This window comes from Nonomuraea sp. NPDC003709 (assembly GCF_040610775.1).
Classification (GTDB): domain Bacteria; phylum Actinomycetota; class Actinomycetes; order Streptosporangiales; family Streptosporangiaceae; genus Nonomuraea; species Nonomuraea angiospora_A.
In genome coordinates, this window is sequence record NZ_JBEXMW010000016.1 from 104,446 (window position 1) to 129,396 (window position 24,951).

The following is a 24,951-nucleotide window of genomic DNA, read 5'->3' on the forward strand; positions in this document are numbered from 1 at the left end:
CCTTGGAGACGACGCGAACCCCTCTTCGCCGCCGATCTCGCCCAGAGCTTCCTCAGCCGGTTCGAGTCACCTCAGCCAACGCCCCGGCGAGTCGCCGCACCCCCTCGTGCAACTCGGTCAGATGGGCGGCGGCGATGTGCGTCACCCGGATCCTTGGCCCCGGCGGCTCCGACGGGTAGTACAGCCTGCCCGGACTCACCAGCGCGCCGTTCCGCCTGGCGGCCTCGACCAGCGCGTTCTCGTCGACCTCGGCGGGCAGGCGCACCCACAGGTGCATCCCGCCGATGGGCAGCAGGTGCACCTCCGCCCGCGGCATGTGGGTGGCGAGCGCCGCCGCGAGGGCGTCGCGCCTGGTCCTGATCTCGCTGTGCACGGCCGCCAGATGCCGCTGCCAGGCCGGCGACCCCACGAACTCCAGCGCCGTCTCCTGCAGCGGCCGCGCCACGAAGAACGACTCCACGAGCTGGCTGGCCCGCAACCGGCGCGCGGCCGGCCCCCTGGCGATCACGGCCGCCACCCGCATGCTCGGCGACAGGATCTTCGTCAGCGATCTCACGTGGACGACGGTGCCGTGCTGGTCCATGGAGGCCAGGGACGCCGGCGCCTGCTCGGTCAGGTACCGCGCGAAGTCGTCCTCGACCACGAACGCCCCCGCCGCCCTGGCCACCTGCAACACCTGCTCCCTGCGCTCCACCGGCAGGGTGGCCCCCGTCGGGTTCTGCAGGGTGGGCTGGCAGAAGAAGACCCTCGCGCCCGTGACGGCGAACGCCTCGGCCAGCAGCTCAGGACGTACGCCGTCCCGGTCGACGGGCACGGCCGTGGGCCGCAGCCCGGCCGCCCTGGCCGCCGCGAGCGCGCCCGGGTAGGTGGGCGTCTCGACCAGCACCGGCGTGCCCGGAGCCGCCAGCGCCCGGAACGCATGGGTGAGCGCCGCCTGCCCCCCGCTCACGATCAGCGCGTCGGCGGCGGTCACGTCGCCCCCGGTCTGCCTCGCGAACCACCTGCGCAGCTCCTGAAGCCCCGCCAGGGGCGGCATGGCCCACGCGTCCGGCCTGCGCACCGCCCGCGCCGCCGCGGCCCCCAGCTGCCTGTCCGGCCGCAGGCCCGCCGGCAGATACCCGCCGGTGAGGGGTACGACCCCTTCGGCCGCCGCCCCCAGCAGCGTCGCCACGGGCTCCTCGTCGACCACCCGGTCCCCGAGCGCCACGGTCTGCCACGAGAGATCGACCGGCTCCTGCGCGGCGGCCACCTGAGGGGTCACGAACACCCCGCTGCCGGGCCGCGCGACCACCCTGCCCTCGGCGGCCAGCTGCCCGATGGCCCTGGACACGGTGACAGGGGAGACGTTGTGCCGCCGCATGATCTCCCGGCTGGACGGCAGCCGCGCCCCGGGTCCCGCCCGGCCGGCCTCTTCGCGCAGTATCGCGGCGATCTGGGCGATACTGCTATCGTTGTCCATGAAGAGACAGAATAGCGCTACTGCTCCCGATGGAGTAGCACTCCCTCCCGTTCTGGATCGCGCCGCGCAGGGCACCTCTCTGGCTTTCCTGGGCGTTCTGGCTTTCTCCGGCTCCTTCCCCGCCACCGTTTTTGCCATGGAGGGCTTCCATCCGTGGCTGGTGGCGATCGGCCGCGCAGGCGTAGCCGGATTTATCGCGCTGATTTGCCTTAAATTTGCAAAAATCCCGATAATTCCGCAAAAGCGTGATTGGCCGTCGTACGCGCTCATCTCGCTGGGTGTGGTCTTCGGCTTCCCCGTCTTCAGCGGCCTGGCCCTGGCCTTGGGCGCCAGCACGTCGCACGCCGCCGTCGTGATAGCCCTCCTCTCGGCCGCCACCGCCGCCTGCGCCGTCGTCAGGGCGGCGGAACGCCCCCGTCCGCTCTTCTGGGTGGCCTGCGCGGCGGGCGCCCTGGCCATCACGGCCTTCACCCTCACCCAGCACCAGGGCACGCCCACCTGGCCCGACCTGCTCCTGGTGGGCGCGCTGCTGTCGGCCGCGATCGGCTACACGGAGGGCGGGCGGCTGTCCAGGCGGACCCCGGGCTGGCAGGTCATCTCCCACACCCTCGTCCTCTCGCTCCCCCTCACCGTCCCCGTGACCGTGGCGCTGGCCCTCCTCACCCCCATCACGCCGACTCCCCACGCGATAGCGGGCTTCGCGTACGTGTCCCTGATCTCGATGTTCCTCGGCTTCATCCCCTGGTACGCGGGTCTGGCGCGGGGCGGCATCGCCCGGGCCGGGCAGACCCAGCTCACCCAGCCCCTCCTCACCCTGCTCTGGGCCTGGTTCCTGATGGGGGAGCGGTTCGGCCCGGCCACGGTGGCCACCGCGCTGGCCGTGCTCGTGTGCGTGGCCGTCACCCAGCGCGCCCGTACTTGAAAGGCGTGACGCCTGCACGCAGGATGGGAGAGGAGGTGTCACAACAATGGCGGACCTCACGATTCCAGAGGGCGGCTTCTGGCCCGCGCCGGAGATCCCGCAGCCCAACATCTATCCCATGGAGTGGCGGGTAGAGACCGAGAAGCTCGCTGCGATCTACGAGAAGTCCAAGCGCGTGGTCTGGAACCCGGCCGACCTGCCCTGGGACGGCCTGGACCCGGACGACTTCACCCGGGAGCAGCGGCTGGGAATCATGTACTGGTTCGCGGTCCTGGCGAACTTCGACGCTTCGGGGCCGGCGGTGTTCGCCCGCGCCACGATCCAGGCCTTCGAAAAGCACGAAGAGGACCCGGTCAGGAAGTGCTTCTTCTCGATCACCCGTGACGAGATGAACCACGAGGAATGCTGCCAGCGCACCATCGCCAAACTGTGGCCCGGCGGCCCGCTCGACTGGACCCCGTCGGATGATCTCGAAAGGGCCGCCCACAACAACATCGGCTGGCTCTACCACAACGGCGGCCGCTACTGGACCGGCTACACCTCCGCCGTCGGCAAATATTCGCTGCCGGTCCTCTTCACCAGCTTCATGATGGGGGAAATGGCCGCCTCGACGCTGTTCAGAGGAATGTCGTCGGGCACGCAACATCCGGTCTTCAGCGAGATGTTCCAGCGAATAGGCAGGGACGAGTCCCGCCATCTGCAAATCTGCATGACCATTCTGGAGAACGAATGGCCGGGGCTCACCGACGAGACCCGCACCCTCATCACCCGCCAGCTCAGAGCGGGCTTCGTGTTCCTCAGCATGATTCTGTGGGAGCCGCCCGGGGGTTTCTGGGAGTTGCCGCCGTACTTCCTGCCCAACCACCGCGTTCTCATGGACCACGCCAGGCAGGCGGGCCTGGGCGTGCTGTCCTACGAGGAACAGGCGGAGAACTGGCGCGTGGCCATGGCCAGGATCCGCGCGATCGTGGAACGCTGGGGCATCGCCTTCCCCGCCATTCCCGAGCTGGACCTGGAAGGCGTAGAAGTGGACTTCATCGATCCGGAGGACATCATCCCGGTCTTCTAACATGCGTCCTATGTGGCCACGCATCGACGGACTCAGGGTTCTGGAGTTGGGCACGCCCGGCGAGTTCCGTACCCAGTTGACCGACCTTACTTTGGCGGGCGAGAAAACGGCCACGGCCGGTCTGCTGCCCCTTGACTACCACGCCGAGGGGGAGGAGGTGGAGCACGTCGGCGAGCGCCTGGTCCTCGTGGACGACGCGGGTGCGCGGGTGGCCGAGATAGAGATGACGCGGGTGGAGCTGACCCCGTTCGCGGCGGTCACTTGGGAGTTCGCCCAGGCCGAAGGCGAGGGCTTCCGCTCGGTGGAGCACTGGCGCGAGGGGCACCGCCGCTACTGGAAGAGCCAGGGCTATGAGGTGGACGACTCGACCATGGTGGTGTGCCTGTGGTTTCGCGTCGTGGATCAGGAAGGCGGCCGGCGCTCCTCGGGCGCGACGTAACTGCCGCGGTGCGGGACGGTGAACACCCATCCCTGCTCCCGCAGCAGCGCTATGGCCCGCCGTACGGTCTCGCGGGCGGCGCCGTACTGGCGCACCAGCGTCACCTCGCGCGGCAGCGGCCGGTGCGCGGCCAGCTCGCCGGCCTTGATGCGTTTCCTGATTTCGTCGGCGATCTGCTGGTAGAGCGGAATCTGCTCGGCCCCTTCGCCGGGGGAGCTGACGAATGTGCCCTCGCCTTGGCGAGTGTGGACCAGCCCTTGGTTGCGCAGCACCCGAATCGCCCGGCGCGCCGTGGTCCGGGCCACCCGGAACTCCCGCTGGATCCCCGCCTCGCTGATCACGAGATCCCCTGGGGAGAGCTTGCCGGTTATGCGTGACTTGAGGACTTCGCTGATCTGAAGATAGAGGTACGTGTCCCCCGAGCGATCCAGCACGTCTCAATGATATACAAGCGGCCTGACATGGGAGGGGGATTAAGAATCCCTATTCCTGGGCCACTTTTCCGGCTCATTCACAAAAGTGCCCCTATAAGGGACGGTGAACACCCATCCCTGCTCCCTGAGATGCGCGACCGCCTGCCGCACCGTCACCTTGGCTACGCCGTATTGCCGCATCATCACTTTCTCGCCGGGAATAGCCCGGTTCGGCGAGAGCTCGCCCTGGACGATACGCGTGGAGACCTCCGTGGAGATCTGCTGATACAGCGGCACCTTCCTGGGTGAGCGCGGCGTCCCCGGCCGGCCGACGAACGTCCCCTCACCCTGAATGGTGTGCGCCAGCCCCTGCTCCCGCAGTTCACGAGCCACCCGCCGGGCTGTGGTGCGCGCGATGTCGTAGTCCTTCTCGAGCGTCGCCTCGCTGGGCACCGGATCGCCGGCTTTGAGCTCACCCCGCTCGATCTGATCGCGGACCAGGTCAGCGACCTGCTTGTAGATAGGCACGGGACCTTCGCGATCTAACACGGTACGGATCGTAGACGAAACCGTACAGACCTGCACAAGGAAAACGTCTGGTGGAAGGGTGGATACGTGCTCTAAACATACGGACCCTGCATGACGCGAGAACCGACGGCTATCCGGGAAGCACTATCGGTGACTCCAGCCGATGCCTCCTCGATCGCCACGCCCGGCCTTACCACCAAGCAACAGAAAACCGGCGACTCCGGATCGCGCATCACGAAATCGAAGCAACTCAGCTGGGTGGCGACTCGCCGGCACCGGGCATTCGCCGGCAGTAGGCACTCACGGGACGTGGGCACTCACCGGACGCAGGCACTCACCGGACGCAGGCACTTGCTGGACATGAGCACTCTTGCTGGCAGCTGCGGCGACTCGCGGGGCATCCACGGCGACTCGCGGGGCATCCACGGCGACTCGCTGGGCCCGCCGCAGCGCGACCCTCTTCCATTCCGTCGGCAACGCGCCCCCGGCGACTCGCTGGGCCAGCCGCGACGAAGATCCCTTCCCCCGTCCACTGTCGTATGAGCGGAGATCGGTTCCCTCGCTCGCCGCCGTATGAGCCCGTCCCCCGTCCCCGACATCGCTCACTGGGTCCAGTCACAAGGCGCCCCTCCTCCATGACGCCGGCAACATGCCCCCGGCGACCTCCCTCGCCCAGTGAGGCGCCGCACTTACCCAAGGACGCAGCGAGGCACAAGGCGCAGTAGGGCACAAGGCCCTGTGGGGGCACCAGACGCTGGGGGGCACAAGGCGCAGTGGGGCTATCGGACGCTCTCGTGCGAGGGCCACTTTCCGGGCTCATTCACATAAGTCCCTCTATAAGGAACAGTGAACACCCAACCCTGCTCCCTGAGATGCGCAATGGCCTTCCGGACCGTGACCCTGGCAACCCCATGCCGCAGCATCAAGGTCGCATCACTCGCTATCGAACAGTTCGGCCGGAGCTTACCGCGCCTGATTTTCGCAGCGATATCATGAGCGATATCCAGATAGAGGGCCCTCTTCGCCCTTATCCGAGGAATACCGATAGGCCCAACAAAGGTGCCTTCGCCTTGCACGGTGTGGACAAGACGACGCTCGCGCAGCTCCCGGACCACGTTGCGTGCGGTCGATCGCGCGACACCGAACCCCGCCTCCAACGCTGCCTCACTCGGCACGGCCTCGCCGGCTCGCAACCGCCCGCCGACGATCTGCTCCTGGATCGCGTCGGCAATCTGTACGTAGATCGGGACCGGCCCGTCGCGGTCGAGCATGCTCACAGCGTAGACGTCTGGATACAAGCAGGCGAGCACAGTCAGCCCTGGGGCCACGACTCCTTCGGCGACACGTAACTGCCCCGCTGCGCAACGGTATAGATCCACCCTTGCTCCCGCAGGAGCGCCATCGCGCGCCGCACAGTCTCCCGAGCCACGTCGTACTGCTCCACCAGCGCCGACTCACCCGGTATGGAGCGCCGAGGCAAGAAATGTCCCTCCTTGATCTGCTCGGCGATGTCCGTCGCGATCTGTTGGTATAGAGGGACTTTCCGCTGCTTACGAGGCGCTTCCTCTGGTCCGCCGACAAAGGTCCCTTCGCCCTGAACGGTGTAGATGAGCCCTTCCTCGCGAAGTACGTGCACCGCCCGCCTGGCAGTGGTCCTGGCGACGCCGAACTCCTGCTGGATGTCCGCCTCGCTCGGCACCGGGTGTCCGGACGCGAGCCCGGAGACTCGTCGCCGAAGGATCTCGGCGATCTGGAGGTAGATGTGGGTGTCCCCGTCATAGTCGAGCACGCCTGCAACTTAGACCAACAGGTGCAAGACCTCCCATATTGTGCTGTCTATATAGACAGAGCGTGCCTACTCGCTAGACAAGAGGAGACGACCAGACGTACTGTTCACCCGTGCCCAAGCCCCTCGACTGGCCCTGCTGCCAGATTTCGGTCCACGTGCCGGACCCACAGCCCGATCACGCCGTCATCAAGTGGTATCCCTCGTCGCCGCGCGCCGTACGTGTGAGAGTCCGGGATTACACGTGCGCTTGTAAGCCGACGTTCTACGAGCTGTGCCAGAGCGGCGGCCAGTACTTCATCCGCAGAACTCGTCGCTTTCGTCAAAAGGTGGTGATCGAGGAAAGCCTCTGGAACACCCAGGCAAGCGTGCTGGCTATCTGGACCAGCCTGCTGGACGGCACGGGACGGTAAGAACAACGGTTCTGTCCCGTAATCGGTGGTGGCGTTGGGTGATCCATTGCAGCAGGAAGCGGTGGCGCAGAAGGTCGAACCCGCCACGGCCGTGCATCTGTCACATGATGCTCTTGGTCTTGGTGTTCACACTCTCGGGCGCACCGTTGTGAAAGGGCAAGGTGACGGCATCGTGGTCCTGGTCAAGGCCGCGGATGAAGGCGTGCAGGTGAGGCAGACGGGTGGCGTCGGCTGCGGGGATCCACGCATCGAGACGGTCAGCATTGCCTTCGCGTGGCCGGAGCAGGTCGGCGAAACTGCGGATGAGTCCCGCCAGGTCGATCATCTCCGGGCAGGCGACGGTGGGGCCGTCCAGCAGGCTCCGGTGCTCTTCGCTGAGGGTGCCGGGCCGGATGAGCAGCAACCGGGCAAAGCGGCGCGGGGAGATGGGCAAGCGGTCGACTTCGACGCTGCGGCCTTGGGTGAATGTAGCGGTAGAGAGGTGCTTACCCGTTCTGCAGGGGCGGTCCAGTCTTGGCCGCAGCAGGCGCTTGGGGCGGTGACTTCTTTCAGAACCGCCTCGCCGAAGTTGTGCCGCAGGTGCCACCGATCAGCGACCTGGATGGCATCCGACAGTGCGGCGGATCGCTTCGGCGTAGGCGTCCGAGCTGTCCCGGGCGGACGACCTGCACGTCGGGTGAGCGCGCAGCCAGGCATCTAGGACATCGGCGGTGTGGCGGATGGACTCCATGGTGGACGCGGCGGTGTCGTGATCAGCGCCGACGTCGACCTGGCCGCTGCCGGAGGTCAGGTCGTAAATGCCGTACGGGATGGCCTTGCCCGTCACGCCACACCCGGCGGATAGGGCTCTCACCGCTTGCCGCGGGCCTGGAGAGGATGGACAGGTGTCCGGTTCGCGCTTTGGCCGCCGAGCGCGCGAACCGGACACCCTAGGTGATGGCACAACGCAGGTGCCATCGGGGGCGCACCTTGCGATCCCAGGCGACGCGCCTGCCCGAACGCCCGCCGAAGAGCGCCGGGCTTCGCCTGGGATCGGTGCGAGTGTCGGGCATGGTCCCGAGCCCTCCGGAGGCAAGGGACCATGCCGCTGCGAGTAATGGCCGGCTGACGTCCGTAACGGCCTACCCGCGGTATTAGATTCTCATGGCCGTCCCTTGGAAAACTGCAGTTCGGCGCTATACACAGGATGATTCCCTTTGGTGTTCGGTGGGTTCATGGTCCCTAGAGGAATTGATTTATGTAGGGATTCGCCGCCAGGCGGCATCCGTGATGATCAGGTGGTCGAGGAGCCGTAGCCCCACCGTCTCGGCGGCTCGGATGAGTTGGGCGGTGGCCTCGAGGTCGGATTGGCTCGGTTCGAGGGAGCCGGCCGGGTGGTTGTGGGCGAGGCCGAACATGGCCCCGCTCGCGGTGAGCACCTCCGTGATCACCTCCCGGATCGGCACCGCCGTGTGGTCGGACGCGCCTTCGGTCAGGATCGAATGCTTCAGCACCCTGCCACGGGTGTCGCACACCACCAGGACGAGCCGCTCCTGCTTGCGGCCCCGGAGCAGCGGGGCGCAGTGGTTGGCGAGGTCGGATGTGCTGGTGATCCGCTCGCGCTCCGGCCACGCGTCCGCACGGCGTACGAGATGGAAGGCCGCGGCGACTCGCGCGGCCTTGGCGGGGCCCACTCCGGGCACGGCGAGTAACCGATGCGGGTCCGAACGGCGGAGGCCATCGAGATCTCCGCAGTGCTTGATCACCTGGCTGGCGAGATCCAGGGCACTCGACCCGCGAAACCCCGAGCCGAGCAGCACGGCCAGCAGCTCGCGGTCCGCCAGCGCGGCGGCGCCGCTGGACATGAGCCGTTCGCGTGGCCGGTCGCTCTTGGGCAGGTCTTTGACTCGCATCGGCAACCTCCGCGTCCGTTGTATCAGCGCGCACCGACAATCTCTGACCTGCGCTTTTGCCGAGAATCCAGCGTTCGTCGCCCGGATGGGAAAAATGTGTCAGCCCAGCACGCGGTCGGCCTCGGTGATCAAGGTGGAGGCGAGCCGCCCCGCCTGCGTGGCGATCTCGTACGGTGACATCGGCCGCCCGTTCTCCGGCCACCACGTGATCGCCTGTACGAACATCCCGCCGGCCAGCGTCGCGACCAGGCCGCTCGACGTGGGGAGCGGGACCAGGTGCTGGGCGACCATGTTCGAGAGCGAGGACCGCTTCTTCGCCGCGAACCACGGGCCGCCTTTTTTGCCGAATAATGCGCCGCACAAAGGCGGATATTCGCCGACATATTCAAAGAACGCGGCCCAGTGCTCGATCGAGGGGCCGCTCGCCGTCATCGCCCGTACTGCCCAGCAGCGCCGCAATGGCCTCGTCGAAGATTTGCTCCACGAGGTGGTATTTACCGCGATAATTCCGATAAAAAGCGACACGGCTCGCCATCGCTCGCTCGGTGATCTCGCCCACGGTGGGGCGTTCGAACCCGCGTTCCTCGATGAGATCGACCAGCGCGTCCCGTAGCAGCGGGCACCGCCGCCCCGGCTACGTCACCGTCACCCCAGCGAGGCCTCCGCCATGGATTGGTCTCATCCTGGTCGGCGCCGCCCAGCCCACCGTTGCCGTGGGCGCATCAGCGCCGTACGCCTGCGGTCCGCTGCTCGTCGGCGACGGTGTGGGCAGTCTTCCGCGCTAACTCAGCCAGGTCACGGGCACCAAGGTCACCGCCGGCGCCGTAAACGCGCAGTGCCGCCGCGATCTCGGCGCCGCCTACCTGAGTGACGATGCGGCTCGCGGCAGGGCCGGACGAGGACTTCGATGCGATCCTCAACGCTTTCGGCGGTTCGCTGGGTGCGTACCTTCGTCACTTGCTCCCTCGCGGAGGCCGGAGCGTGACCAGGTCTGCGGACGGGATGAGGTTCGAGCTGCCGACGAACCCAGCGTGTGCGCCCGCTCTCACCGTGCTCGCGGAATTCATAGATCAGGGCAGATGCGCCCGATTGTGGGCCAGCTTGACCCGCTGGCGAGCCTCGAGGAGGCTCACCGCCCCATCGGAACCGGTCCGCCAGTCCGAAAGGAGATGGTCGCGCCATCCCCAGGCTGAGGGGCTCCGGGCGAGAAGGGGCTTCGCCCGGAGACGCCCGCGTCCGAGAGCTCAGACGGGCATGCTGTACGTGACTCTGAACCGGTCGCCTGGAACGACGATGTCGCTCGTCTCGACGGGACGGTCACCTGCCCAGTGGGTGCGCTCGATGTGCAGCACGTGGACGCCAGCCGCCAGATCGAGCGCGTCACTCTCCGCGGGGCGCGGAACCCGGGTGTGCACGCTCTCGACGACTTCAGTGATCTTTATGCCGTGCGCGTACATCCTGGCGACCAGGCTCCGCCGCTCCTCCTCGGAGTGGGGGGTGAACTCCAGCGGCTCGTACGACGTCGCGAGCTGCAGCGGTTTGCCCTCGCCGCGAAAGATGTAGTGAGTTCTGGTCAGCGTGGTCGACTCGCTGAGGCGCAGGCGTTTGGCGATGTCGGGCCCCGCTTCGGTTGGTTCGCTGTGCCAGTCCCATGTCACGCGTCTGCCCTGTGACTGCAGATCGGCCGCGAACGGGGCGGGGTGATCGAGAAAGCGCCATCGGTAGAGCGGGGTGAGGTCGGGGCGTTCTCTGACGTAATGGCCCGAGCCCACGCGGCCGATGATGAGGCCTTCACCCGCGAGCACGCGTAGCGCGTGCCGGGCGGCGGTCTCTCCGACCTGATATTTACGGGTCAGCTGCGCTCGTGATGGGATCGGCGCGCCGGGGGGAAGGGTGCCGTCGGTGATCTGCCGCCGAATGTCTTCGACGACACGCAGGTAGACCGGATCTGAGGTGGCCACTAGTCCATCCCTGGGGGTTCGTGTGAGGCGTTGCCCCATGTTGCCGTATTCGGCAGGTAACCGACCGTCATCGATGGTCGTTGGAGCCCCAACTTTGCGATGGCAGAAAATTATCGGAGAAACCCTGTAACGCCGGTGTAAGAGGGGCCGATTCTCCGATAGAGGTCGTCGATGTGTGTACCCCCGAGCACATATCGGCGACCTCTTCCAATTCGCGTACTTGGGGCTGCAGCAGCGCCCTGACCAGTGGTTTGACCTGGCCGAACGCAGCTGCTGGCCCGGTCCCTTGGACGCATCCGCACCGTCCGGCGTCTGCGATGGGCACAGACCTCGGAAGTCCGGTGAGTGCGCTGGCCCTTGAGCGGTCCTGATCAGTGAGACTCCTGGTCGCACGTTACCTCGTGAGGCCCGTGATGGACGTGGGATTTCGCAACGAGCGGGGCTTGCGCTGTCGCTCGGGTACGCAGTCGGTCGAGTCCGGCGGTGGATGCGGCCTTGGAGCTGCGGTGGCTGCGCTGCGTGCGTGAAACGGCCTGGCTGGTCGGCGGCTGAGTCGGCTGGAAGGCTCTCTTGTGAGGCATGCGATGGACGGGCTGTCGAGGTCCGCGGTGGCCGCGACGGCTCTCACGGCAGCCTTGCTAGTGAGGTGGAGCCTGATCGGCGCGCTGCCGTGCGAGGCTTGCGGTCAACGTGAGCTTTGGAGGCGGGATGGCCGCGTTGCCTGGTTGAGGCGGCCTGGCCGGCCACGATGCTTTACAGAGGCCTGATAGCGGCGTGGTCTTTGAGAGCGGGTGGATGCGTCGCCGTTCGGGACGTGCACTGACCCTTCACCTTGCAGGCGTGCAACAGGCGCCTTGCCGTTCGAGCCGTGCAGTGGACTGCAGTTTTCGACCGGCCGCGTGCGATGGGTGCGCTGCCATTCGAGGCGCGCGACGGATGCACTGCTGTTCGCTGCGGTGCGATGGGGCGCACTGTTGTACCGCGCATTGCCATCCACGTCAGTGCGCGTGGCGACCGGCCATCAGGCGCAAGTGGTCTTCTGATATCACCGCCGAGTGGCCGTACCTCACTGGGCCACTTTTCCCTAAGTTGGTGGCACTGACTCCGACATCAATCACTCTCCAGGACATATCCCGCACTGCCGCGCCAAGCCACAGCAGGCCTGTGCTCCTCGGAGATGTCCAAGCATGAGGAAGCTTCATGATCGACATAGGCAAGCTCCTTCCATCCGACCGGGATGTCTGGGAGGACTTGTTCCGCGCGTACATCGACTTCTATCAGCGTGCCGAACCGGACAAGATGTACAACCGCGCATGGCAGGAGTTCCAGGCGGACACCCATCTGCACGCCTTCGGCGCGAGGCTGGACGGCAGGCTCGTCGGCATCACGCACTTCTTCACCCACGCGAACACCTCGGCGCCTGACACCGACGTCTGCTACCTGCAGGACCTGTTCACCGCTCCAGAAGCCCGAGGTAGAGGCGTGGCTCGCGCGCTGATCGAGGCTGTGACCGCTTGGGCCCGGGAGCGCGGCTGCTCCCGCGTGTACTGGAACACGCATGAGTCCAACGCGACAGCACGCCGCTTGTACGACAAGGTGGCTGAGAACCGAGGTTTCATCAGATACCAGATCGAACTGCCCTAGTAGAAGCCTTGCAACATGACCGGGGCAACCGAGCGCAGCCGGGCTCACCTTTGGAAGCTGGGCGAGCGTAACGGGCGCCGCACTCCTCTGAGGTGGCCGCCAGGGCAGGAAAGTCGCTCGCAACTTCCATCGGCGGCTTCCCTTCGGACGAGGGTCGTGGGCGGACGGGGATACGCGTCGGGATCACCGAAGCCGGCGGCCGCTCAGCCAGCTGGGTACTGCGGACCCAACATTCACCTGCCCGCCGCGGCCTGGTGTGGCTTCGGCCGTCGGATGCGGCACGCTATGCGGCCTGACAGGTGCTCTGGCCGCGGTGGGAAGGTCGAGTACCCGGTGCTGCTGTCGGCTGCGGCGGCGGGATGCGGAACGCTATACGGCCTGACGGGCGCCTTGGCCGCGCTGGGGAGGTCGGGTAGCCGTCGCTCTTCTACGACGCCACGCCCATGACCAGGCCAAACTCGTACACCGCTCTCGTGGACGCAACCGGATGCGGCGCACTATGCGATCCGACGGGCGTTTCGGCTGCCGCGGGAAGATCGAGTAGCCGCCGCTGCTGTCGGCTGTGGCGGTGGGATCGGCACGCTATGCGGCCCGATGGGTGTTTCGGTTGCAGAGGGAAGATCCGGTAAGCCGTACTGATTTCGGCGGCGACGGTCAGACATAGCGCTCTTTGCGGCCTGACAGGTGCTTTGGATACTGCGGCCAGGTCCGGCGCTCCGCCTGGCCGCCAGACGGGCGTGCCCGCCAGGCATGGTGCCCCGCCTGGCGGGCACGGTGGGCAGGCATGGTGCCCCGCCTGGCGGGGGTGGTGGGCAGGTGTGTGTGGAGCGTGGCCTGCTGGGTGCGTCGCTGTGACTTGACGACCAGTGGACGGGTTCCGATGTCAGGTGAGATGGTTGTCGTCGTCAGGGAAGCCTCTGAGATGCCCGCGAAAGGGGACAAAAAGCGGCTCCAGGCAGGCAAAGCGGGGTGGCGGCGTCCAATGGATTTCTGAATCCAGGTAGCGTTCGCACTATGGCATCGCCAACTGGAACCACAGACGCGCCCTTCGGCCGCATGCTGACCGCCATGGTCACGCCGTTCACTCCTGACGGCGAGGTCGATTATGTGGCTGTGCGACGTCTTGCCATCTATCTGGTGGACGAGCAGCGCAACGACGGCTTGATCGTCAACGGGACGACCGGTGAGTCGCCCACCACGTCGGACGAGGAGAAGCAGCGCATCGTCAGCGCCGTCCTCGAGGCGGTCGGCGATCGCGCGACTGTGGTCGCAGGGGCGGGCACCAACGACACCCGCCACAGTGTCGAGCTCGCGAAGCAGGCGGCACGTGCGGGCGCGCACGGTCTGCTGGTGGTGACGCCTTACTACAACAAGCCCCCTCAGGAGGGGCTGTACCAGCACTTCACCGCCGTCGCCGACGCGACCGACCTTCCGGTGATGTTGTACGACATTCCGGGGCGCAGTGGCGTGCCGATCAAGACCGAAACTCTGCTGAGGCTGGCGCAGCACGAACGCATCGTGGCCGTCAAGGACGCCAAGGGTGATCTGTTCGCCGCCAGCCAGGTGATGAGCGCGACCGAGCTGGCCTTCTACTCCGGCGACGACCTGCTCAACCTGGCCTGGCTCTCCCTGGGGGCGGCCGGGTTCGTCAGCGTCGTCGGGCATGTAGTGGGCGCCGAGCTGGCGCGCATGATCCACCTGCACAAGAACGGTGAGGTCTCCCAGGCCCTGGCCGTACACAGCCAGGTGACCCCCGTGGTAGACGGGATCATGCTGCGCGCCGGTGGCGCGATCATGGCAAAGGCGGCACTGGGCATGGTGGGCGTACCGGTGGGTTCGGTACGGCTGCCGCTCGTGGACGCGACAGAGACGCAAATCGCCGAGCTGCGTGCTTGCCTGGTAGCCGGCGGGGTGAAGTTGACAGACGCATAGGAACGGGGAGGAACCGGGAGTTTTGAGAACACGAACTGACCGTGGGGGCCAGGCATGAGCCATCCGCATCCTGAGCTTGGTCCCCCGCCGGTGCTGCCTGACGGCGGCTTGCGCATCGTCGCGCTCGGCGGGTTGGGGGAGATCGGCCGGAACATGGCCGTCTTCGAATATGACGGCCGTCTGCTGATCGTCGACTGCGGGGTGCTGTTCCCCGAGCCCGATCAGCCGGGTGTCGACCTCATCCTGCCCGACTTCGAATACATCAGAGACCGGCTCGACGACGTCGAAGCCGTGGTGCTCACGCACGCTCACGAAGACCACATCGGGGCGGTGCCGTACCTGCTGCGCGAGCGGCGCGATATCCCGCTCATCGGATCGAGGCTCACGCTTGCCCTGATCGAGGCCAAGCTCACCGAGCACAGGATCCAACCGACCAAGCTCGAGGTCGTCGAGGGCGAACGGCACATCTTCGGGCCGTTCGACTGCGAGTTCCTCGCGGTCAACCACTCGATCCCCGACGCACTGGCCGTCGCCATCAGGACGCCTGCGGGCATAGTCCTGCACACCGGCGACTTCCGCATGGACCAGTTGCCGAGCGACGGCCGCCTTACCGACCTCGGCGGTTTCGCCAGGCTCGGGACCGAGGGCGTCGACCTGCTGATGTCCGACTCCACCAACGCCGAAGTGCCAGGGTTCGTCACCAGCGAGCGCGAGATCGGGCCGGTCATCGAGGAGGTGATCCGCACCTCCGAACAGCGGGTCATCGTGGCCAGCTTCGCCTCGCACGTGCACCGCATTCAGCAGGTGATGGACGCCGCCGCCAAGCACCGCCGCAAGGTGGCCCTGGTCGGACGTTCGATGGTGCGCAACATGGGCGTGGCCCGCGACCTGGGATATCTCAAGGTGCCGCCGGAGCTGATCGTCGACTCGCGCGACATCGAGGAGTGGCCGCCGCAGGACGTGGTGCTCATCTGCACCGGCTCTCAAGGCGAGCCCATGGCCGCGCTGTCCAGGATGGCCAACCGCGATCATCCGATCCGCATCGCCGAGGGCGACACCGTACTCCTGGCCTCGTCGCTGGTTCCGGGGAACGAGACCGCGGTCAACAAGGTCATCAACGGACTGACCAGGTGGGGCGCCCGCGTCGTGCACAAGGGCAACGCCAAGGTGCACGTCTCCGGCCACGCGGCCGCTGGCGAGCTCCTGTACGTGCTCAACCTGACCCGCCCGTCGAACTTCATGCCCGTTCACGGTGAGTGGCGTCATTTGCGTGCGCACGCCAAGCTGGCCTCTCTCACGGGCGTGCCCGATGACCACATTGTGATCGCCGAGGACGGCGTCGTGGTGGACCTGGTCGACGGCCGAGCGAAGATCGTCGGTGCGGTTCACGCCGGGTACGTCTACGTGGACGGCTCGTCGGTGGGCGAGATCACCGACACCTCGCTGAAGGACCGCAGGATTCTCGGCGACGAGGGGTTCATCTCGGTGGTCGTCGTGGTCGACTCCAACACGGGCAAGCTCACCGCCGGCCCCGAGATCCACGCGCGTGGTTCCGGCATCGACCCTGCCCAGTTCGAGGAGTTCATCCCGCAGATCGAGCGAGCCCTCGCGGAGAAGGCCGCAGACGGGGTGGTCGACATGCAGGAGATCCGACGGGTGGTCCGCCGTACGGTGGGACGCTGGGTAAGCGACACCTATCGCCGCCGCCCAATGATCATCCCTGTGATCCTCGAGGTCTGAGCTTTCCCACGGTACGGCAGACGTGTTCGTCTGCCGTACCCCCGGGGGAGCAGGCGTGGGACGGGTATCCGACCACATCGCCTGCTCCTTCGGGAGGCCGACCGAAGGCCAGGCGATTCGCTGCCTTCGCCCCTCCGGGTTGGCGGCACTACCGGCCCGGACGATGCGGTGCTGCTGCCTCTTCGGGGCGCTGGCGGTCTGCGGGTTCCAGCGACCTTTCCCTTCGACGTGGGTGCTGGTTGTTACGGGTGTTTGGTGGTCTCGTCCTTCGAGGTGGGTGCTGGTTGTTACGGGTGTTTGGTGGTCTCGTCCTTCGAGGTGGGTGCTGGTTGTTACCGGTGTTTGGCGGTCTTGTCCTGCGGGGTGGAGCCCGGTCATCACTGGTGCTTGGTGCTCTCGCCCTCCAGGGTGGATGCCGGGCATCTGAGGTGCTTGGTGGTCTCGCCTTCCGGAACGGCCTCTAGCGATTTGGGGGACTTGGCGCCGCTGCCCCTTTGAGCGGCCGCAGCCGGTGTTGATGGTTCGGTGCCATCGCCGGTACAGGTGGCCGCTGAGAGCTGAAAGGTTTGTTGTCCTCACTGTCCATTGAGTGGGCGCAGGTGCTTTGGATGGTGCGGCGTCGTTCGCCGTTCTGGGTGGCTGCTGAGGGCTGAGGCATTCGCTGTCCCTGCTGTCCCTGTAGCCCCTGCTGTTCCCAGCTGTCCCTGCTGTTGCGGCCGACCTTGCCGCTCGTGAGTGGGAATGGTGGCCTTGGTGCTGGTGGGTGCCCCAAGGAGCGCCAGGGACCTTGGCTGCGAAGGGTCGGCGGTGTTGTGAGCGACCCGATTCGTTGGGCGTTGCTGGCCGTCGGAGACGGTTGAGCTCTTCTGGCGCTTTCGTGCGCGGCAGACCGATGGTGCGCTGGTCGGATCGGATGTTGCGGACGACTGGTCTTTCTCGCCTTGCCAGGAGATGGGGAGCCCATGGATCCTGTCGGCGCCTCCGTGCCTGGTGAACGGGCACGCTTGCCTGCCCTGTGGGTCTCGCTGCGATGGTGTTGCGGCGTGTCCTTGGGAGACCGATGATGCGGCGGGCGAGTTGCCAGGCGCGTCTGAGGCGAGAAGTGGCGCTCGGCCTGACGTGGTGATGGAGTGGTCGCGTCAAAGGCCCCAGGGCGGACATCTCAGGCGTCCCTCCGGCCTACCAACCACGTGGCCACTGCCAACGGGCACGCTGCGTACGCGACCAGCACTGCGGCGGCCGCTACGGGAGACAGGAGGGAGCCGTATACCGATGTGGTGATCAGGTCGCCAGTGATCTCGCGGGGAAGTGCGCCGATCATCACAGAGCCGAGGCGTTCACTCCATGGCTCCGGAATGTTGCCGATGATTATGGGGATCACGTAGACGAGGCCGGCCAAGGTGGCGATCGAGGCGGCGGTCGAACGGAAGAGCGCGCCCAAGCCCAAGCCGAGCAACGCGAACGTAGGCACTGTGAGGCTGATGGCAGTGAGGAGTGGCAGTCGGTCCATGAAGGCGTCGGTGTATGCGCCGGAGAAGCGGTCGCCTATCACCCATCGGGTGACGAAGTAAGTGCTGAAGACCGTCACCAAGCCGATGATCAGGCCCAGCGTGCCGACGATGGCGGATTTGGCGACGAGGACGGGCCAACGACGCGGGACGATGGTCAAGCTCGTTCTGATCAAGCCGGTCACGTATTCGGAAGTGATGGCAAGCGTGCCCAGGATGCCCATGCACAGTTGGGGCACGATCACGATCACCTCCTCCAGATCCGCGATCCGAGCGCCGGGTCGCCGGGCGGCGGGGGCGGTGTCGTACATGTTGGCGGCCATCATGGCGAGTGCGAACCCCAAGGCAACCGTGCCTAGGCTGAGGCCGAGAATCAGGTGCGTGGAGCGGAGGGAACGTACCTTCAGCCATTCCGAGGTAAGAACGCTCATGCTTCCGTCCGCTCCGAGCAGAGGATGCCGATGCGGGTACCCATTCTTCGGATGAGTGCGGTCATGCGGGGTTGGTCCGTTCGTGAGGGAAATGCTCCGTTATGCCTGTTCCTGAGGCAGGAGCGTTCGTGTGGCCTTGCGTTCCAGAGCCATTGCTGTGGTGTGGGAACGTTCGGTCGGGTGATGGTGAGGAAGCTCGTGCGGCCGTCGTTATAGCGCTTACTGAAGACGCTTGAGCGAGAGCGTGCCGCCGCTCCGCCGGGAAACGCTTACGCAAATGGCTCTTCCTGCTGCTGGGAGTGCTCATACAAGCGTCCCTTCGTAGGGCGAAAGCGTGCTCGTCCGGGTTGTTGCCGCGGTTGGGGCGTTCATGGTCGTTGGTCCTTGGTGGGGGATGCTCGAACGCTCGTGCGTTCTTCAGTCGAGAGCGTTCGTTTCGCTGGCTGCTCATTTGGCGAGAGCGGGCTTTGGTGTCCTTGCTCCAGTGCTTAGAGTGGGCTTCGCCCTTCGCGCGCCAGCGGTGAGGGCGGCTTCGCGGCCCGCGCTTCCGTGGTGAGAGTGCGTTTGCGGTTGCTCGATGGTGGCGTAGGGGATGCTCGTGTCACTTCTGGCGCCGGATGCCCCTACGGGTATTTCGGTTCGCGTGGGAGCGCGCCTGCATGGGCGCTCCTTTCGGGGCTGATGGCGCTCTGTCGGAGCTGGTCTCGTTTGTGTGGCGGCGTCTGTGGTGTTCGTCCTGGAAAGGGAAGCGAGGACTCAGACGTCTCTGCGGTTGAGTTGGTAGTAGCCGATGGCGAGGGCGACGAGGGGATAGGCGAGGAGGGCGGCAAGTGCGGCCCAGGGAGGCAGAAGACCGTCGCCCAAGCGCGAGGAGAGGCGCTGGTCGGCTATTTGGGGGACGAGGTTCGGTAGGAGGAGCGTGGCCACGCGGGTGTTCCAGGGTGGGGGCAAGTAGTTGACGACACCTGGGAGCACGAACAGCAATGCCACGATCGAGACGATTGCTCCCGCTGTTGAGCGGATCGCGGTGCCAAGGCCGAGGCCTACCAGTGCCAGGGCGGTCACCGACAGGCCGGAAGCGAGCAGCATGGGCAGGTCGTCGGTGATCGAGGTGTTGTTGAAGCCCAGCTCGTGACCGCTCGCTATCAAGCGGCTCGCCGAATAGGTGACCAGGAGGACCGCGTTCGCGGTTGCCAACGTGGCCAGGCCGACGACGCCGGCCTTGGCCAGAAGTAATGTGCCGCGTTTCGGGACGGCGATCAGACTGGTGCTGATTGTCCCCGTGGCGTACTCGGAAGTGATCGCGAGCACGCCCAGCACCGCCAGACTGATCTGGACGAGCGGAAGGAAGCCCTGCTCTGGGGCCGCTGCCCGCAGCTCACCTCGCTCGTCGGCCAAGCCGCTCACATAGAGGGTCCAGGCCACGCCCAGGAGCGCTGTGAGGGCCGCCGTACCCAGGGTCTGGTAGGTGGAGGTCACTGAGCGCAGCTTCAGCCATTCGGCGGAGAGGACCGCTTTCATCGGGACGCTCCGTACTGCACGCTTCCGGCGGTCAGGGCCATGTAGGCGTCTTCTAGCGAGGGGTAGCGCGCTGTCAGCTCCGCGACGGTGGCCTCGGCGATCAGCCTGCCGCGGCCCACGATGATGATGCGCTCGGCGGTGAGGGCCATCTCGCTCATCAGATGGCTGGAGAGCAGGATCGTGCGACCTTCGACGGCCAGAGAACGCATGAGGTCGCGGATCCAGCGCACACCATCTGGATCCAGGCCGTTCACTGGCTCGTCGAACATCAACACGGCCGGATCGCCGAGCAGCGCCGACGCTATACCGAGCCGCTGTTTCATGCCGAGTGAGAACCCGCCCACCCGTTTTCGGGCCACGCCTGCCAGGCCGACCTGGTCGAGCACCTCGGCCACTCGTGGAGGGCCGATGTCATTGGTGCGGGCCAGGGACAGCAGGTGGTTGTAGGCGCTGCGACCGCCGTGGACGGCACTGGCATCGAGGAGGGCGCCCACCTCGTGCATCGGCTTGGCGATCGACGTGTATCGGCGCCCGTTGACCAGTGCTTGGCCGGAGGTCGGGGCGTCGAGGCCGAGGATCAGGCGCATCGTGGTGGACTTGCCCGCGCCGTTGGGGCCGAGGAAGCCGGTTACGTGACCCGGCTCGACCCTGAACGACAGGTCGTCCACGGCGAGAGTGCCGCCGTAGCGCTTCGTGAGGTGCTGGAGTTCGATCACGCGGTAAAGGATGCGGGACGCCGGGCCGCCCGCGCGTCGGACCACGGTTCGAATCTCAAGGTCAGACCCTGGGTTGACGTGAAGAGACCGCCGCAGCGGCTACCGTTCAACGCGTGGACGACACCCATCCCTTCTTCGCCAGGCGATTGAGCCGTGGCCAGCTGATCATGCTCGATCTGGCGGCGGGGATGTGCTTTGCCTTTGTCTCTTTCACGGTGGCGGTGAACGCCATTGCGCTGCCGCCCTGGATGAGGATCGCCATCCCCTTCTGGCTGGGGCTGCCGCTGGGGCTGCGAAGACTGTGGCCCCTGCCCGTCTTCTGCTTCACGCTTGTGGTCGCCGTCTTCGCCGCGCTGGTCGACGCCGTGGGGTTCGCCTACCTCGCGCCTGCGTACGCGCTTTATATAGTCGCCCTCTCCGACAGGTTCGGGGCCGTGGTCCCGACATCGGCCATCGGCGGGTTGAGCCTGGTCACAGTCCTTGGCCTGGCTCTAGCGGGTGCGCCGCGTGACACCGCTCCGGGATGGCTGTTGCATCTCGACCAGCCGCTCATGGGGATCGCAGCGCTGGGCGGCGCTTGGACGGTCGGCCGGGCCGTCCAGGAGCGCCGGCTCTACGCGGCCCGCGACGCTGAGCGGTTGGCGGCGCAGGCGGTGACGGAGGAGCGTTTACGGATCGCTCGCGAGCTGCACGATGTGGTCACACACAGCGTGGGATTGATCGCCGTCAAGGCCGGCGTGGCCAATCACGTGATGGCGACCAAGCCGGACGAGGCGCATGACGCGCTGCGTGTGATCGAGACGGCCAGCCGGAGCGCGCTGGTTGAGATGCGCTATTTGCTCGGTGTGCTTCGCTCTTCGTCCAAGCCCGACCTTGTCCCCGCGCCTGGTCTGGCGGGGATCGAAGGACTGGTGGCGCAGGCTCGGCTGGCCGGGGTCGAGGTCAGGCTCGAGGTACGGATCGGGGACGGCGATGGACGCGCAGAAGGGGAGCCCGGCAGGCGAGGACGGATGCCTGAGGGCGTGGGGCTGTCGGTTTATCGCATCGTGCAGGAAGCGCTGACGAATGTCACCAAGCATGCCGCGCGCGCTCGCTGCCGGGTGTCCGTGGTCGCCGATGGCAAGAAAGTAAGGATCGAGGTGGTGGATGACGGGACTGGCAGTCGTACGTCGTCTGCTGCCGGCACCGGGCATGGTCTGATCGGGATGCGGGAGCGGGTCATGATGTACGGCGGGACGTTTGAAGCCGGGCGCCTTTCTGGCCGAGGGTTTCGTGTTTTCGCCGAACTGCCTTATGAGGAGGTCTTGTGATCCGAGTCGTTATCGCCGACGACCAGGCGTTGCTCAGGGGAAGTTTTCGCGTGCTTGTGGACTCCGAGCCGGATCTGGCTGTTGTCGGTGAGGCGGCCACTGGGGTGGAGGCTGTTACTGTCGCTTTGGAACAGCGGCCGGATGTCGTGCTTATGGATGTTCGAATGCCCGAAATGGATGGGATCGAGGCCGCTCGGCGCCTCCGGGATGTTTCCCGAGTGCTTGTCGTGACGATGTTCGACCTCGATTCTTATGTCTATGATGCACTGAGGGCTGGGGCTAGCGGATTCCTGCTGAAGGACACGCCGCCTGCGGATCTGCTCGCCGCTATCCGCGTAGTCGCGAGTGGGGAAGCTTTGTTGGCGCCTACGGTTACGCGCAGGCTGATTGAGGAGTTCACGCGTACACCGGTTCTGCCTCGGGTGAAGGGGTTGGACGGGGTTACGGAGCGGGAGCGCGAGGTTCTGATGTTGATCGCGCGCGGCTTGTCCAATGGGGAGATCGCGGAATATCTTCAGGTGAGCTTGGCTACGGTGAAGACTCATATCACTCGGTTGCTGGCCAAATTGGAGGCTCGGGATCGGGCGCAGCTTGTTATCGCGGCATATGAGAGTGGGCTCGTTTCCGCTGCGGGCTAAATTCGCGCGCGTCGGCGCCGAGTCACGGAGCTGAAGTCGGAGCTGTCTGCGCTTGCTAGGGCGATATTGGCGGCCTTGTTTGAGGAATTGGCCGAGGTCTCGAGGGCCAGGGTCTCGGGTGACGTCATAGCGAGATGCGGCGCGGTGGTGGGATGCGGCGCGGTGGTGAGTGCCGGGCGGTGGTGGGATGCGGCGTGGTGGTGCGGCGCGGCGCGGTGGTGAGTGCCGGGCGGTGGTGGGATGCGGCGTGGTGGTGCGGTGCGGCGTGGTGGTGAGTGGCGGGCGGTGGTGAGTGTCGGGCGGTGGTGGGATGCGGCGTGGTGGTGCGGTGCGGCGCGGTGGTGAGTGCCGGGCGGTGGTGGGATGCGGCGTGGTGGTGCGGTGCGGCGCAGTGGTGAGGCTTTTCATCCTGGGTCTATTTGAGGCAGTTGCTGGTCCTCAGCTGAGGCGCAGCTTCGACTCGAGTCGTGCGTCGGCTGCCGAAGTCGCCGACCGACTGCCGGGGATCTTCGAGGATCGTGACCTCGTTGGTCCGGAAGGCGACGCGCTTCAGGAGATGGCCCGCTTGATGCGGCAGAACGGCACTCGTAGCCGTCGGGCTCGTGGAGCCTTACAGCCGGGATCTCAGCACGTCGACCTCGCAGCCTGGCGAGGACGGGTCGAAGCCGTGCTCGACCAGCCAGCGGATCACCAGCAGGCTTCGCAGCGACCACCACGCGCGGATCACGTCGAGGTCGACGTCGGTGCCGTAGCCGGCGACGACGTCGCCAAGGTGCTCCTCGTGTCCGAGCGTCAAGGTGGCGAGGTCGAACAGGGCATCGCCCCGGCTCGCCTCGGACCAGTCGATCACGCCGGTGATCTCGTCACCGTCGACGAACACGTGGGTGATCTGCAGGTCGCCGTGCGTGAACACCGGTGTCCACGGCCGGAGCGCAGCCTCGGCGACCTGGCGGTTGCGCGTGACCAGGTCGGTGGGAAGGACGCCGTTCGTGACGAGCCACTCGCATTCGACGTCGAGGTGCGATGCGATCTCGTCGAGGCTCCGACCGGGCCATGGCGGCAGTGGCGCGTCATGCAGCATCCGTGCGGCGGCACCCGCCGCGGCCCACGCCGCCGGCGACGCGGTCGACGGCTCGCCGAGGCGGCCGAGTGCCGTGCCTGGGAGGGCGGCGAGCGCGAGCACGGGCGGTTTCCGCCACAGGACCTCCGGCGTCGGGATCGGCGCCATAGCCATCGCCTCGACCTCGACGTCGGTGCGCGTCTGATCGGAGTCGATCTTCAGGAACACGTCACCGACGCGCAGGGTCGCGCGCTCGTTATGGGCGACGACGACCTCGACCTCGACCTCGACCTCGACCTCTTCCACGTTGGCGATTATCGCGGGGATGACCATCGACGTCACCGGGTTTATCGCGTGTGACTGCGCGGCTGATCCACTCCGGTGCCGGCGGCGTGGGCCTGCCCGGCGGCCTTGTGCACGCCACTAACCGCTGACGGATCGAGCAGGGAGGTATTTCTCATCTGAAGGCGCAGGTCATGACCCGATTGCGGATCACCCCGCTTGATCACAAATAGCGAAGCCCCTGGTAGATGCGTTTTCGACCAAGAGCAACACCATTTCAGGAGCTTCGTGTGCTGTTCTACCGCGCCGCAGTACCGGTGTTCACGCCGCTCCCTGGTCCACCTCACCGGCATCATCCGCCGCCGCCACCGCACCGCCGGCGGCTCACGATGGCGCAATCTCACCTCTGGCCAGCAGGCATTACTGGTGCTGGCCCACCTGCGCAACGGCGACGCTTACGCCCAGGGCGGCTGAGTCGATGCCAAGCTCCGCGGTCTCGACAAGCGCGCGAAAGGCCCAGATTGTAGAAGCTTTGCTGTAGCCCGTTCAAGGTTGAGCATCTCGGCAAGGTCGTCGCCGGTCTTCACGATCGGCGCGTTGCCTGTGCCGTATAGAGATGAAAAGGGGTGTTGGTGGATATTTTGGTGTGGTTTTTCTCGGTGGTTGTAAGGCGTGACGGTGCGGGTTCTTTTAGTTGGTGGTGAGTTGGTCAGGTGGTTCTGGTGAGCCATTCGAGGTGGGCGCCGCCGAATGGGCCCTTTCTGTGGCCTACTGCGTCGAGTAGCCAGCGGGCAGTGGCTTCTGCCTGGGTGATGAGCTCGGGGGGATAGCCCAGGAGGACCTGATGTTGGGCGAACTCGTCTTCGTCGTCGAGGATGAGCCGGCCGTCTCGCATCCTGATCACGTCGAGGTCGAGGTCGAGCATCGTCACCTCGCCGTCTCTCCACTCGGGAACGGTCGTGACGTCGACGTAGATCTCGCTTCGGTGGGGTGGTGCGTTGAAGGACGCAGTCCACCAGGCGTTTCGAGGGAACAGCATGATCGCAGTGGTCTCCCACGTGACCGGTGGGCCCTCGCCCTTGCGGGCGACCGTTCCGCCGGGGACTTCGGCCCAGACTCCGTGTTCGTCCTCGCCCAGCAGTTGGCCGGGGTGGTTCCAGTGCAGCGCTCCGCCGTACTTTCGGTACACAATTCGCACATTGGTCACGTATGGCAACTTATCTGCGGTGCGAGGGCTTCAGCGTTCAGGGCCCCACGTATTGCGCAGGACCCTGGAGTTCGGTTCTC

At 66.2% G+C, this 24,951-nt stretch carries 24 protein-coding genes and 2 pseudogenes; 10 read left to right on the forward strand and 16 right to left on the reverse strand.

The features are described from left to right. Positions 1 to 52 precede the first annotated feature (52 nt). On the reverse strand, positions 53 to 1,459 hold the full coding sequence (locus ABZX61_RS39590; protein ID WP_355201606.1) for a PLP-dependent aminotransferase family protein: 1,407 nt from the start codon (positions 1,457 to 1,459) through the stop codon (positions 53 to 55). Here ABZX61_RS39590 and ABZX61_RS39595 point away from each other — a divergent pair. The 3 genes from ABZX61_RS39595 to ABZX61_RS39605 are packed head-to-tail and all read left to right on the forward strand — an operon-like array spanning position 1,458 to position 3,889. Further along, the gene (locus ABZX61_RS39595) at positions 1,458 to 2,381 is read left to right on the forward strand and encodes a DMT family transporter (RefSeq protein ID WP_355201608.1); all 924 of its coding nucleotides are present in this window, start codon (positions 1,458 to 1,460) and stop codon (positions 2,379 to 2,381) included. The genes ABZX61_RS39590 and ABZX61_RS39595 overlap by 2 nt on opposite strands. A 46-nt stretch (positions 2,382 to 2,427) precedes the next feature. Further along, positions 2,428 to 3,450, forward strand: a complete 1,023-nt coding sequence (locus ABZX61_RS39600) for a hypothetical protein (protein WP_350724671.1) — start codon at positions 2,428 to 2,430, stop codon at positions 3,448 to 3,450. Between the two features lie 10 nt (positions 3,451 to 3,460). Beyond that, entirely contained in the window at positions 3,461 to 3,889 is a 429-nt protein-coding gene (locus ABZX61_RS39605) for an ASCH domain-containing protein (protein WP_355201610.1), read from the forward strand. On the opposite strand, the gene ABZX61_RS39610 is transcribed toward ABZX61_RS39605, so the two are convergent. The 4 genes from ABZX61_RS39610 to ABZX61_RS39625 all read right to left on the reverse strand — a co-directional run bounded on the left by ABZX61_RS39610 (position 3,853) and on the right by ABZX61_RS39625 (position 6,619). Continuing rightward, positions 3,853 to 4,323: a GntR family transcriptional regulator gene (locus ABZX61_RS39610; protein ID WP_350724674.1), complete on the reverse strand. Its 471-nt coding sequence runs from the start codon at positions 4,321 to 4,323 to the stop codon at positions 3,853 to 3,855. The two genes, ABZX61_RS39605 and ABZX61_RS39610, sit on opposite strands and share 37 nt — an antisense overlap. A gap of 39 nt (positions 4,324 to 4,362) precedes the next feature. Then, positions 4,363 to 4,851: a GntR family transcriptional regulator gene (locus ABZX61_RS39615; protein WP_350724676.1), complete on the reverse strand. Its 489-nt coding sequence runs from the start codon at positions 4,849 to 4,851 to the stop codon at positions 4,363 to 4,365. A gap of 758 nt (positions 4,852 to 5,609) precedes the next feature. Next, positions 5,610 to 6,101, reverse strand: coding sequence for a GntR family transcriptional regulator (locus ABZX61_RS39620; protein ID WP_355201612.1), 492 nt, complete (start codon positions 6,099 to 6,101; stop codon positions 5,610 to 5,612). A gap of 41 nt (positions 6,102 to 6,142) precedes the next feature. Next, positions 6,143 to 6,619, reverse strand: a complete 477-nt coding sequence (locus ABZX61_RS39625; protein WP_355201614.1) for a GntR family transcriptional regulator — start codon at positions 6,617 to 6,619, stop codon at positions 6,143 to 6,145. Positions 6,620 to 6,729: 110 nt separating this feature from the next. Between ABZX61_RS39625 and ABZX61_RS39630 the strand changes: the two genes are divergently transcribed. Then, positions 6,730 to 7,029: a hypothetical protein gene (locus ABZX61_RS39630; protein WP_350724682.1), complete on the forward strand. Its 300-nt coding sequence runs from the start codon at positions 6,730 to 6,732 to the stop codon at positions 7,027 to 7,029. A gap of 100 nt (positions 7,030 to 7,129) precedes the next feature. Here the strand turns inward: ABZX61_RS39630 and ABZX61_RS39635 are convergent, their stop codons facing one another. From ABZX61_RS39635 to ABZX61_RS39660, 6 genes and pseudogenes are all read right to left on the reverse strand, one after another. Then, the gene (locus ABZX61_RS39635; protein ID WP_355201617.1) at positions 7,130 to 7,462 is read right to left on the reverse strand and encodes a hypothetical protein; all 333 of its coding nucleotides are present in this window, start codon (positions 7,460 to 7,462) and stop codon (positions 7,130 to 7,132) included. A gap of 282 nt (positions 7,463 to 7,744) precedes the next feature. Further along, positions 7,745 to 7,849, reverse strand: a pseudogene (locus ABZX61_RS39640) (hypothetical protein); the annotation flags it as partial. A gap of 415 nt (positions 7,850 to 8,264) precedes the next feature. Beyond that, complete coding sequence (gene radC, locus ABZX61_RS39645; protein ID WP_350724684.1) at positions 8,265 to 8,921, reverse strand: DNA repair protein RadC; 657 nt, start codon at positions 8,919 to 8,921, stop codon at positions 8,265 to 8,267. A gap of 99 nt (positions 8,922 to 9,020) precedes the next feature. After that, a complete protein-coding gene (locus ABZX61_RS39650) occupies positions 9,021 to 9,212 on the reverse strand; it encodes a hypothetical protein (protein ID WP_355201619.1) in 192 nt (63 codons plus the stop codon). Positions 9,213 to 9,306: 94 nt separating this feature from the next. Continuing rightward, entirely contained in the window at positions 9,307 to 9,480 is a 174-nt protein-coding gene (locus tag ABZX61_RS39655; RefSeq protein WP_355201621.1) for a hypothetical protein, read from the reverse strand. 685 nt (positions 9,481 to 10,165) lie between these two features. Further along, the gene (locus tag ABZX61_RS39660) at positions 10,166 to 10,882 is read right to left on the reverse strand and encodes a GntR family transcriptional regulator (RefSeq protein WP_350724688.1); all 717 of its coding nucleotides are present in this window, start codon (positions 10,880 to 10,882) and stop codon (positions 10,166 to 10,168) included. A gap of 1,200 nt (positions 10,883 to 12,082) precedes the next feature. Between ABZX61_RS39660 and ABZX61_RS39665 the strand changes: the two genes are divergently transcribed. The 3 genes from ABZX61_RS39665 (at position 12,083) to ABZX61_RS39675 (ending at position 16,198) form a co-directional block, all read left to right on the forward strand. After that, positions 12,083 to 12,526 carry a GNAT family N-acetyltransferase gene (locus ABZX61_RS39665; RefSeq protein WP_355201623.1) on the forward strand — a complete coding sequence of 148 codons (444 nt, stop codon included), beginning with the start codon at positions 12,083 to 12,085 and terminating at the stop codon, positions 12,524 to 12,526. A 1,014-nt stretch (positions 12,527 to 13,540) separates the two neighbouring features. Further along, the gene (gene dapA / locus ABZX61_RS39670) at positions 13,541 to 14,458 is read left to right on the forward strand and encodes a 4-hydroxy-tetrahydrodipicolinate synthase (RefSeq protein ID WP_355201625.1); all 918 of its coding nucleotides are present in this window, start codon (positions 13,541 to 13,543) and stop codon (positions 14,456 to 14,458) included. Between the two features lie 54 nt (positions 14,459 to 14,512). After that, positions 14,513 to 16,198 carry a ribonuclease J gene (locus tag ABZX61_RS39675; RefSeq protein ID WP_350724694.1) on the forward strand — a complete coding sequence of 562 codons (1,686 nt, stop codon included), beginning with the start codon at positions 14,513 to 14,515 and terminating at the stop codon, positions 16,196 to 16,198. Positions 16,199 to 17,360: 1,162 nt separating this feature from the next. Here ABZX61_RS39675 and ABZX61_RS39680 read toward each other — a convergent pair. The 3 genes from ABZX61_RS39680 to ABZX61_RS39690 all read right to left on the reverse strand — a co-directional run bounded on the left by ABZX61_RS39680 (position 17,361) and on the right by ABZX61_RS39690 (position 20,374). Continuing rightward, positions 17,361 to 18,137 (reverse strand): ABC transporter permease subunit, encoded by a 777-nt coding sequence (locus tag ABZX61_RS39680; protein ID WP_355201627.1) that lies wholly within the window; start codon positions 18,135 to 18,137, stop codon positions 17,361 to 17,363. Positions 18,138 to 18,893: 756 nt separating this feature from the next. Next, positions 18,894 to 19,658, reverse strand: a complete 765-nt coding sequence (locus ABZX61_RS39685) for an ABC transporter permease subunit (protein WP_355201629.1) — start codon at positions 19,656 to 19,658, stop codon at positions 18,894 to 18,896. Continuing rightward, entirely contained in the window at positions 19,655 to 20,374 is a 720-nt protein-coding gene (locus ABZX61_RS39690; RefSeq protein WP_355201631.1) for an ATP-binding cassette domain-containing protein, read from the reverse strand. The genes ABZX61_RS39685 and ABZX61_RS39690 overlap by 4 nt, the downstream gene beginning before the upstream one ends. Positions 20,375 to 20,487: 113 nt before the next feature. Here ABZX61_RS39690 and ABZX61_RS39695 point away from each other — a divergent pair, with 113 nt between their 5' ends. Both ABZX61_RS39695 and ABZX61_RS39700 read left to right on the forward strand, forming a co-directional pair. Beyond that, positions 20,488 to 21,684 carry a histidine kinase gene (locus tag ABZX61_RS39695; RefSeq protein WP_355201633.1) on the forward strand — a complete coding sequence of 399 codons (1,197 nt, stop codon included), beginning with the start codon at positions 20,488 to 20,490 and terminating at the stop codon, positions 21,682 to 21,684. Further along, entirely contained in the window at positions 21,681 to 22,322 is a 642-nt protein-coding gene (locus tag ABZX61_RS39700) for a response regulator transcription factor (protein WP_350724704.1), read from the forward strand. The genes ABZX61_RS39695 and ABZX61_RS39700 overlap by 4 nt, the downstream gene beginning before the upstream one ends. A 610-nt stretch (positions 22,323 to 22,932) precedes the next feature. Here the strand turns inward: ABZX61_RS39700 and ABZX61_RS39705 are convergent. After that, complete coding sequence (locus ABZX61_RS39705) at positions 22,933 to 23,688, reverse strand: phosphotransferase (RefSeq protein ID WP_355201635.1); 756 nt, start codon at positions 23,686 to 23,688, stop codon at positions 22,933 to 22,935. A 266-nt stretch (positions 23,689 to 23,954) separates the two neighbouring features. On the opposite strand from ABZX61_RS39705, the pseudogene ABZX61_RS39710 reads away from it, so the two are divergent. Continuing rightward, positions 23,955 to 24,129 (forward strand): annotated as a pseudogene (locus ABZX61_RS39710) (IS5/IS1182 family transposase); the annotation flags it as partial. 244 nt (positions 24,130 to 24,373) lie between these two features. Here the strand turns inward: ABZX61_RS39710 and ABZX61_RS39715 are convergent. After that, complete coding sequence (locus ABZX61_RS39715; protein ID WP_355201637.1) at positions 24,374 to 24,853, reverse strand: DUF402 domain-containing protein; 480 nt, start codon at positions 24,851 to 24,853, stop codon at positions 24,374 to 24,376. Positions 24,854 to 24,951 lie beyond the last annotated feature (98 nt).

What these genes read in the sequence shown, in the direction of transcription:
- ABZX61_RS39595 (WP_355201608.1), top strand. Translation starts at nt 1,458, where the DNA reads ATGAAGAGACAGAATAGCGCTACTGCTCCCGATGGAGTAGCACTCCCT.
- ABZX61_RS39590 (WP_355201606.1), bottom strand. Translation starts at nt 1,459, where the DNA reads ATGGACAACGATAGCAGTATCGCCCAGATCGCCGCGATACTGCGCGAA.
- ABZX61_RS39600 (WP_350724671.1), top strand. Translation starts at nt 2,428, where the DNA reads ATGGCGGACCTCACGATTCCAGAGGGCGGCTTCTGGCCCGCGCCGGAG.
- ABZX61_RS39605 (WP_355201610.1), top strand. Translation starts at nt 3,461, where the DNA reads ATGTGGCCACGCATCGACGGACTCAGGGTTCTGGAGTTGGGCACGCCC.
- ABZX61_RS39620 (WP_355201612.1), bottom strand. Translation starts at nt 6,101, where the DNA reads ATGCTCGACCGCGACGGGCCGGTCCCGATCTACGTACAGATTGCCGAC.
- radC (WP_350724684.1), bottom strand. Translation starts at nt 8,921, where the DNA reads ATGCGAGTCAAAGACCTGCCCAAGAGCGACCGGCCACGCGAACGGCTC.
- ABZX61_RS39650 (WP_355201619.1), bottom strand. Translation starts at nt 9,212, where the DNA reads ATGGTCGCCCAGCACCTGGTCCCGCTCCCCACGTCGAGCGGCCTGGTC.
- ABZX61_RS39665 (WP_355201623.1), top strand. Translation starts at nt 12,083, where the DNA reads ATGATCGACATAGGCAAGCTCCTTCCATCCGACCGGGATGTCTGGGAG.
- dapA (WP_355201625.1), top strand. Translation starts at nt 13,541, where the DNA reads ATGGCATCGCCAACTGGAACCACAGACGCGCCCTTCGGCCGCATGCTG.
- ABZX61_RS39675 (WP_350724694.1), top strand. Translation starts at nt 14,513, where the DNA reads ATGAGCCATCCGCATCCTGAGCTTGGTCCCCCGCCGGTGCTGCCTGAC.
- ABZX61_RS39680 (WP_355201627.1), bottom strand. Translation starts at nt 18,137, where the DNA reads ATGAGCGTTCTTACCTCGGAATGGCTGAAGGTACGTTCCCTCCGCTCC.
- ABZX61_RS39685 (WP_355201629.1), bottom strand. Translation starts at nt 19,658, where the DNA reads ATGAAAGCGGTCCTCTCCGCCGAATGGCTGAAGCTGCGCTCAGTGACC.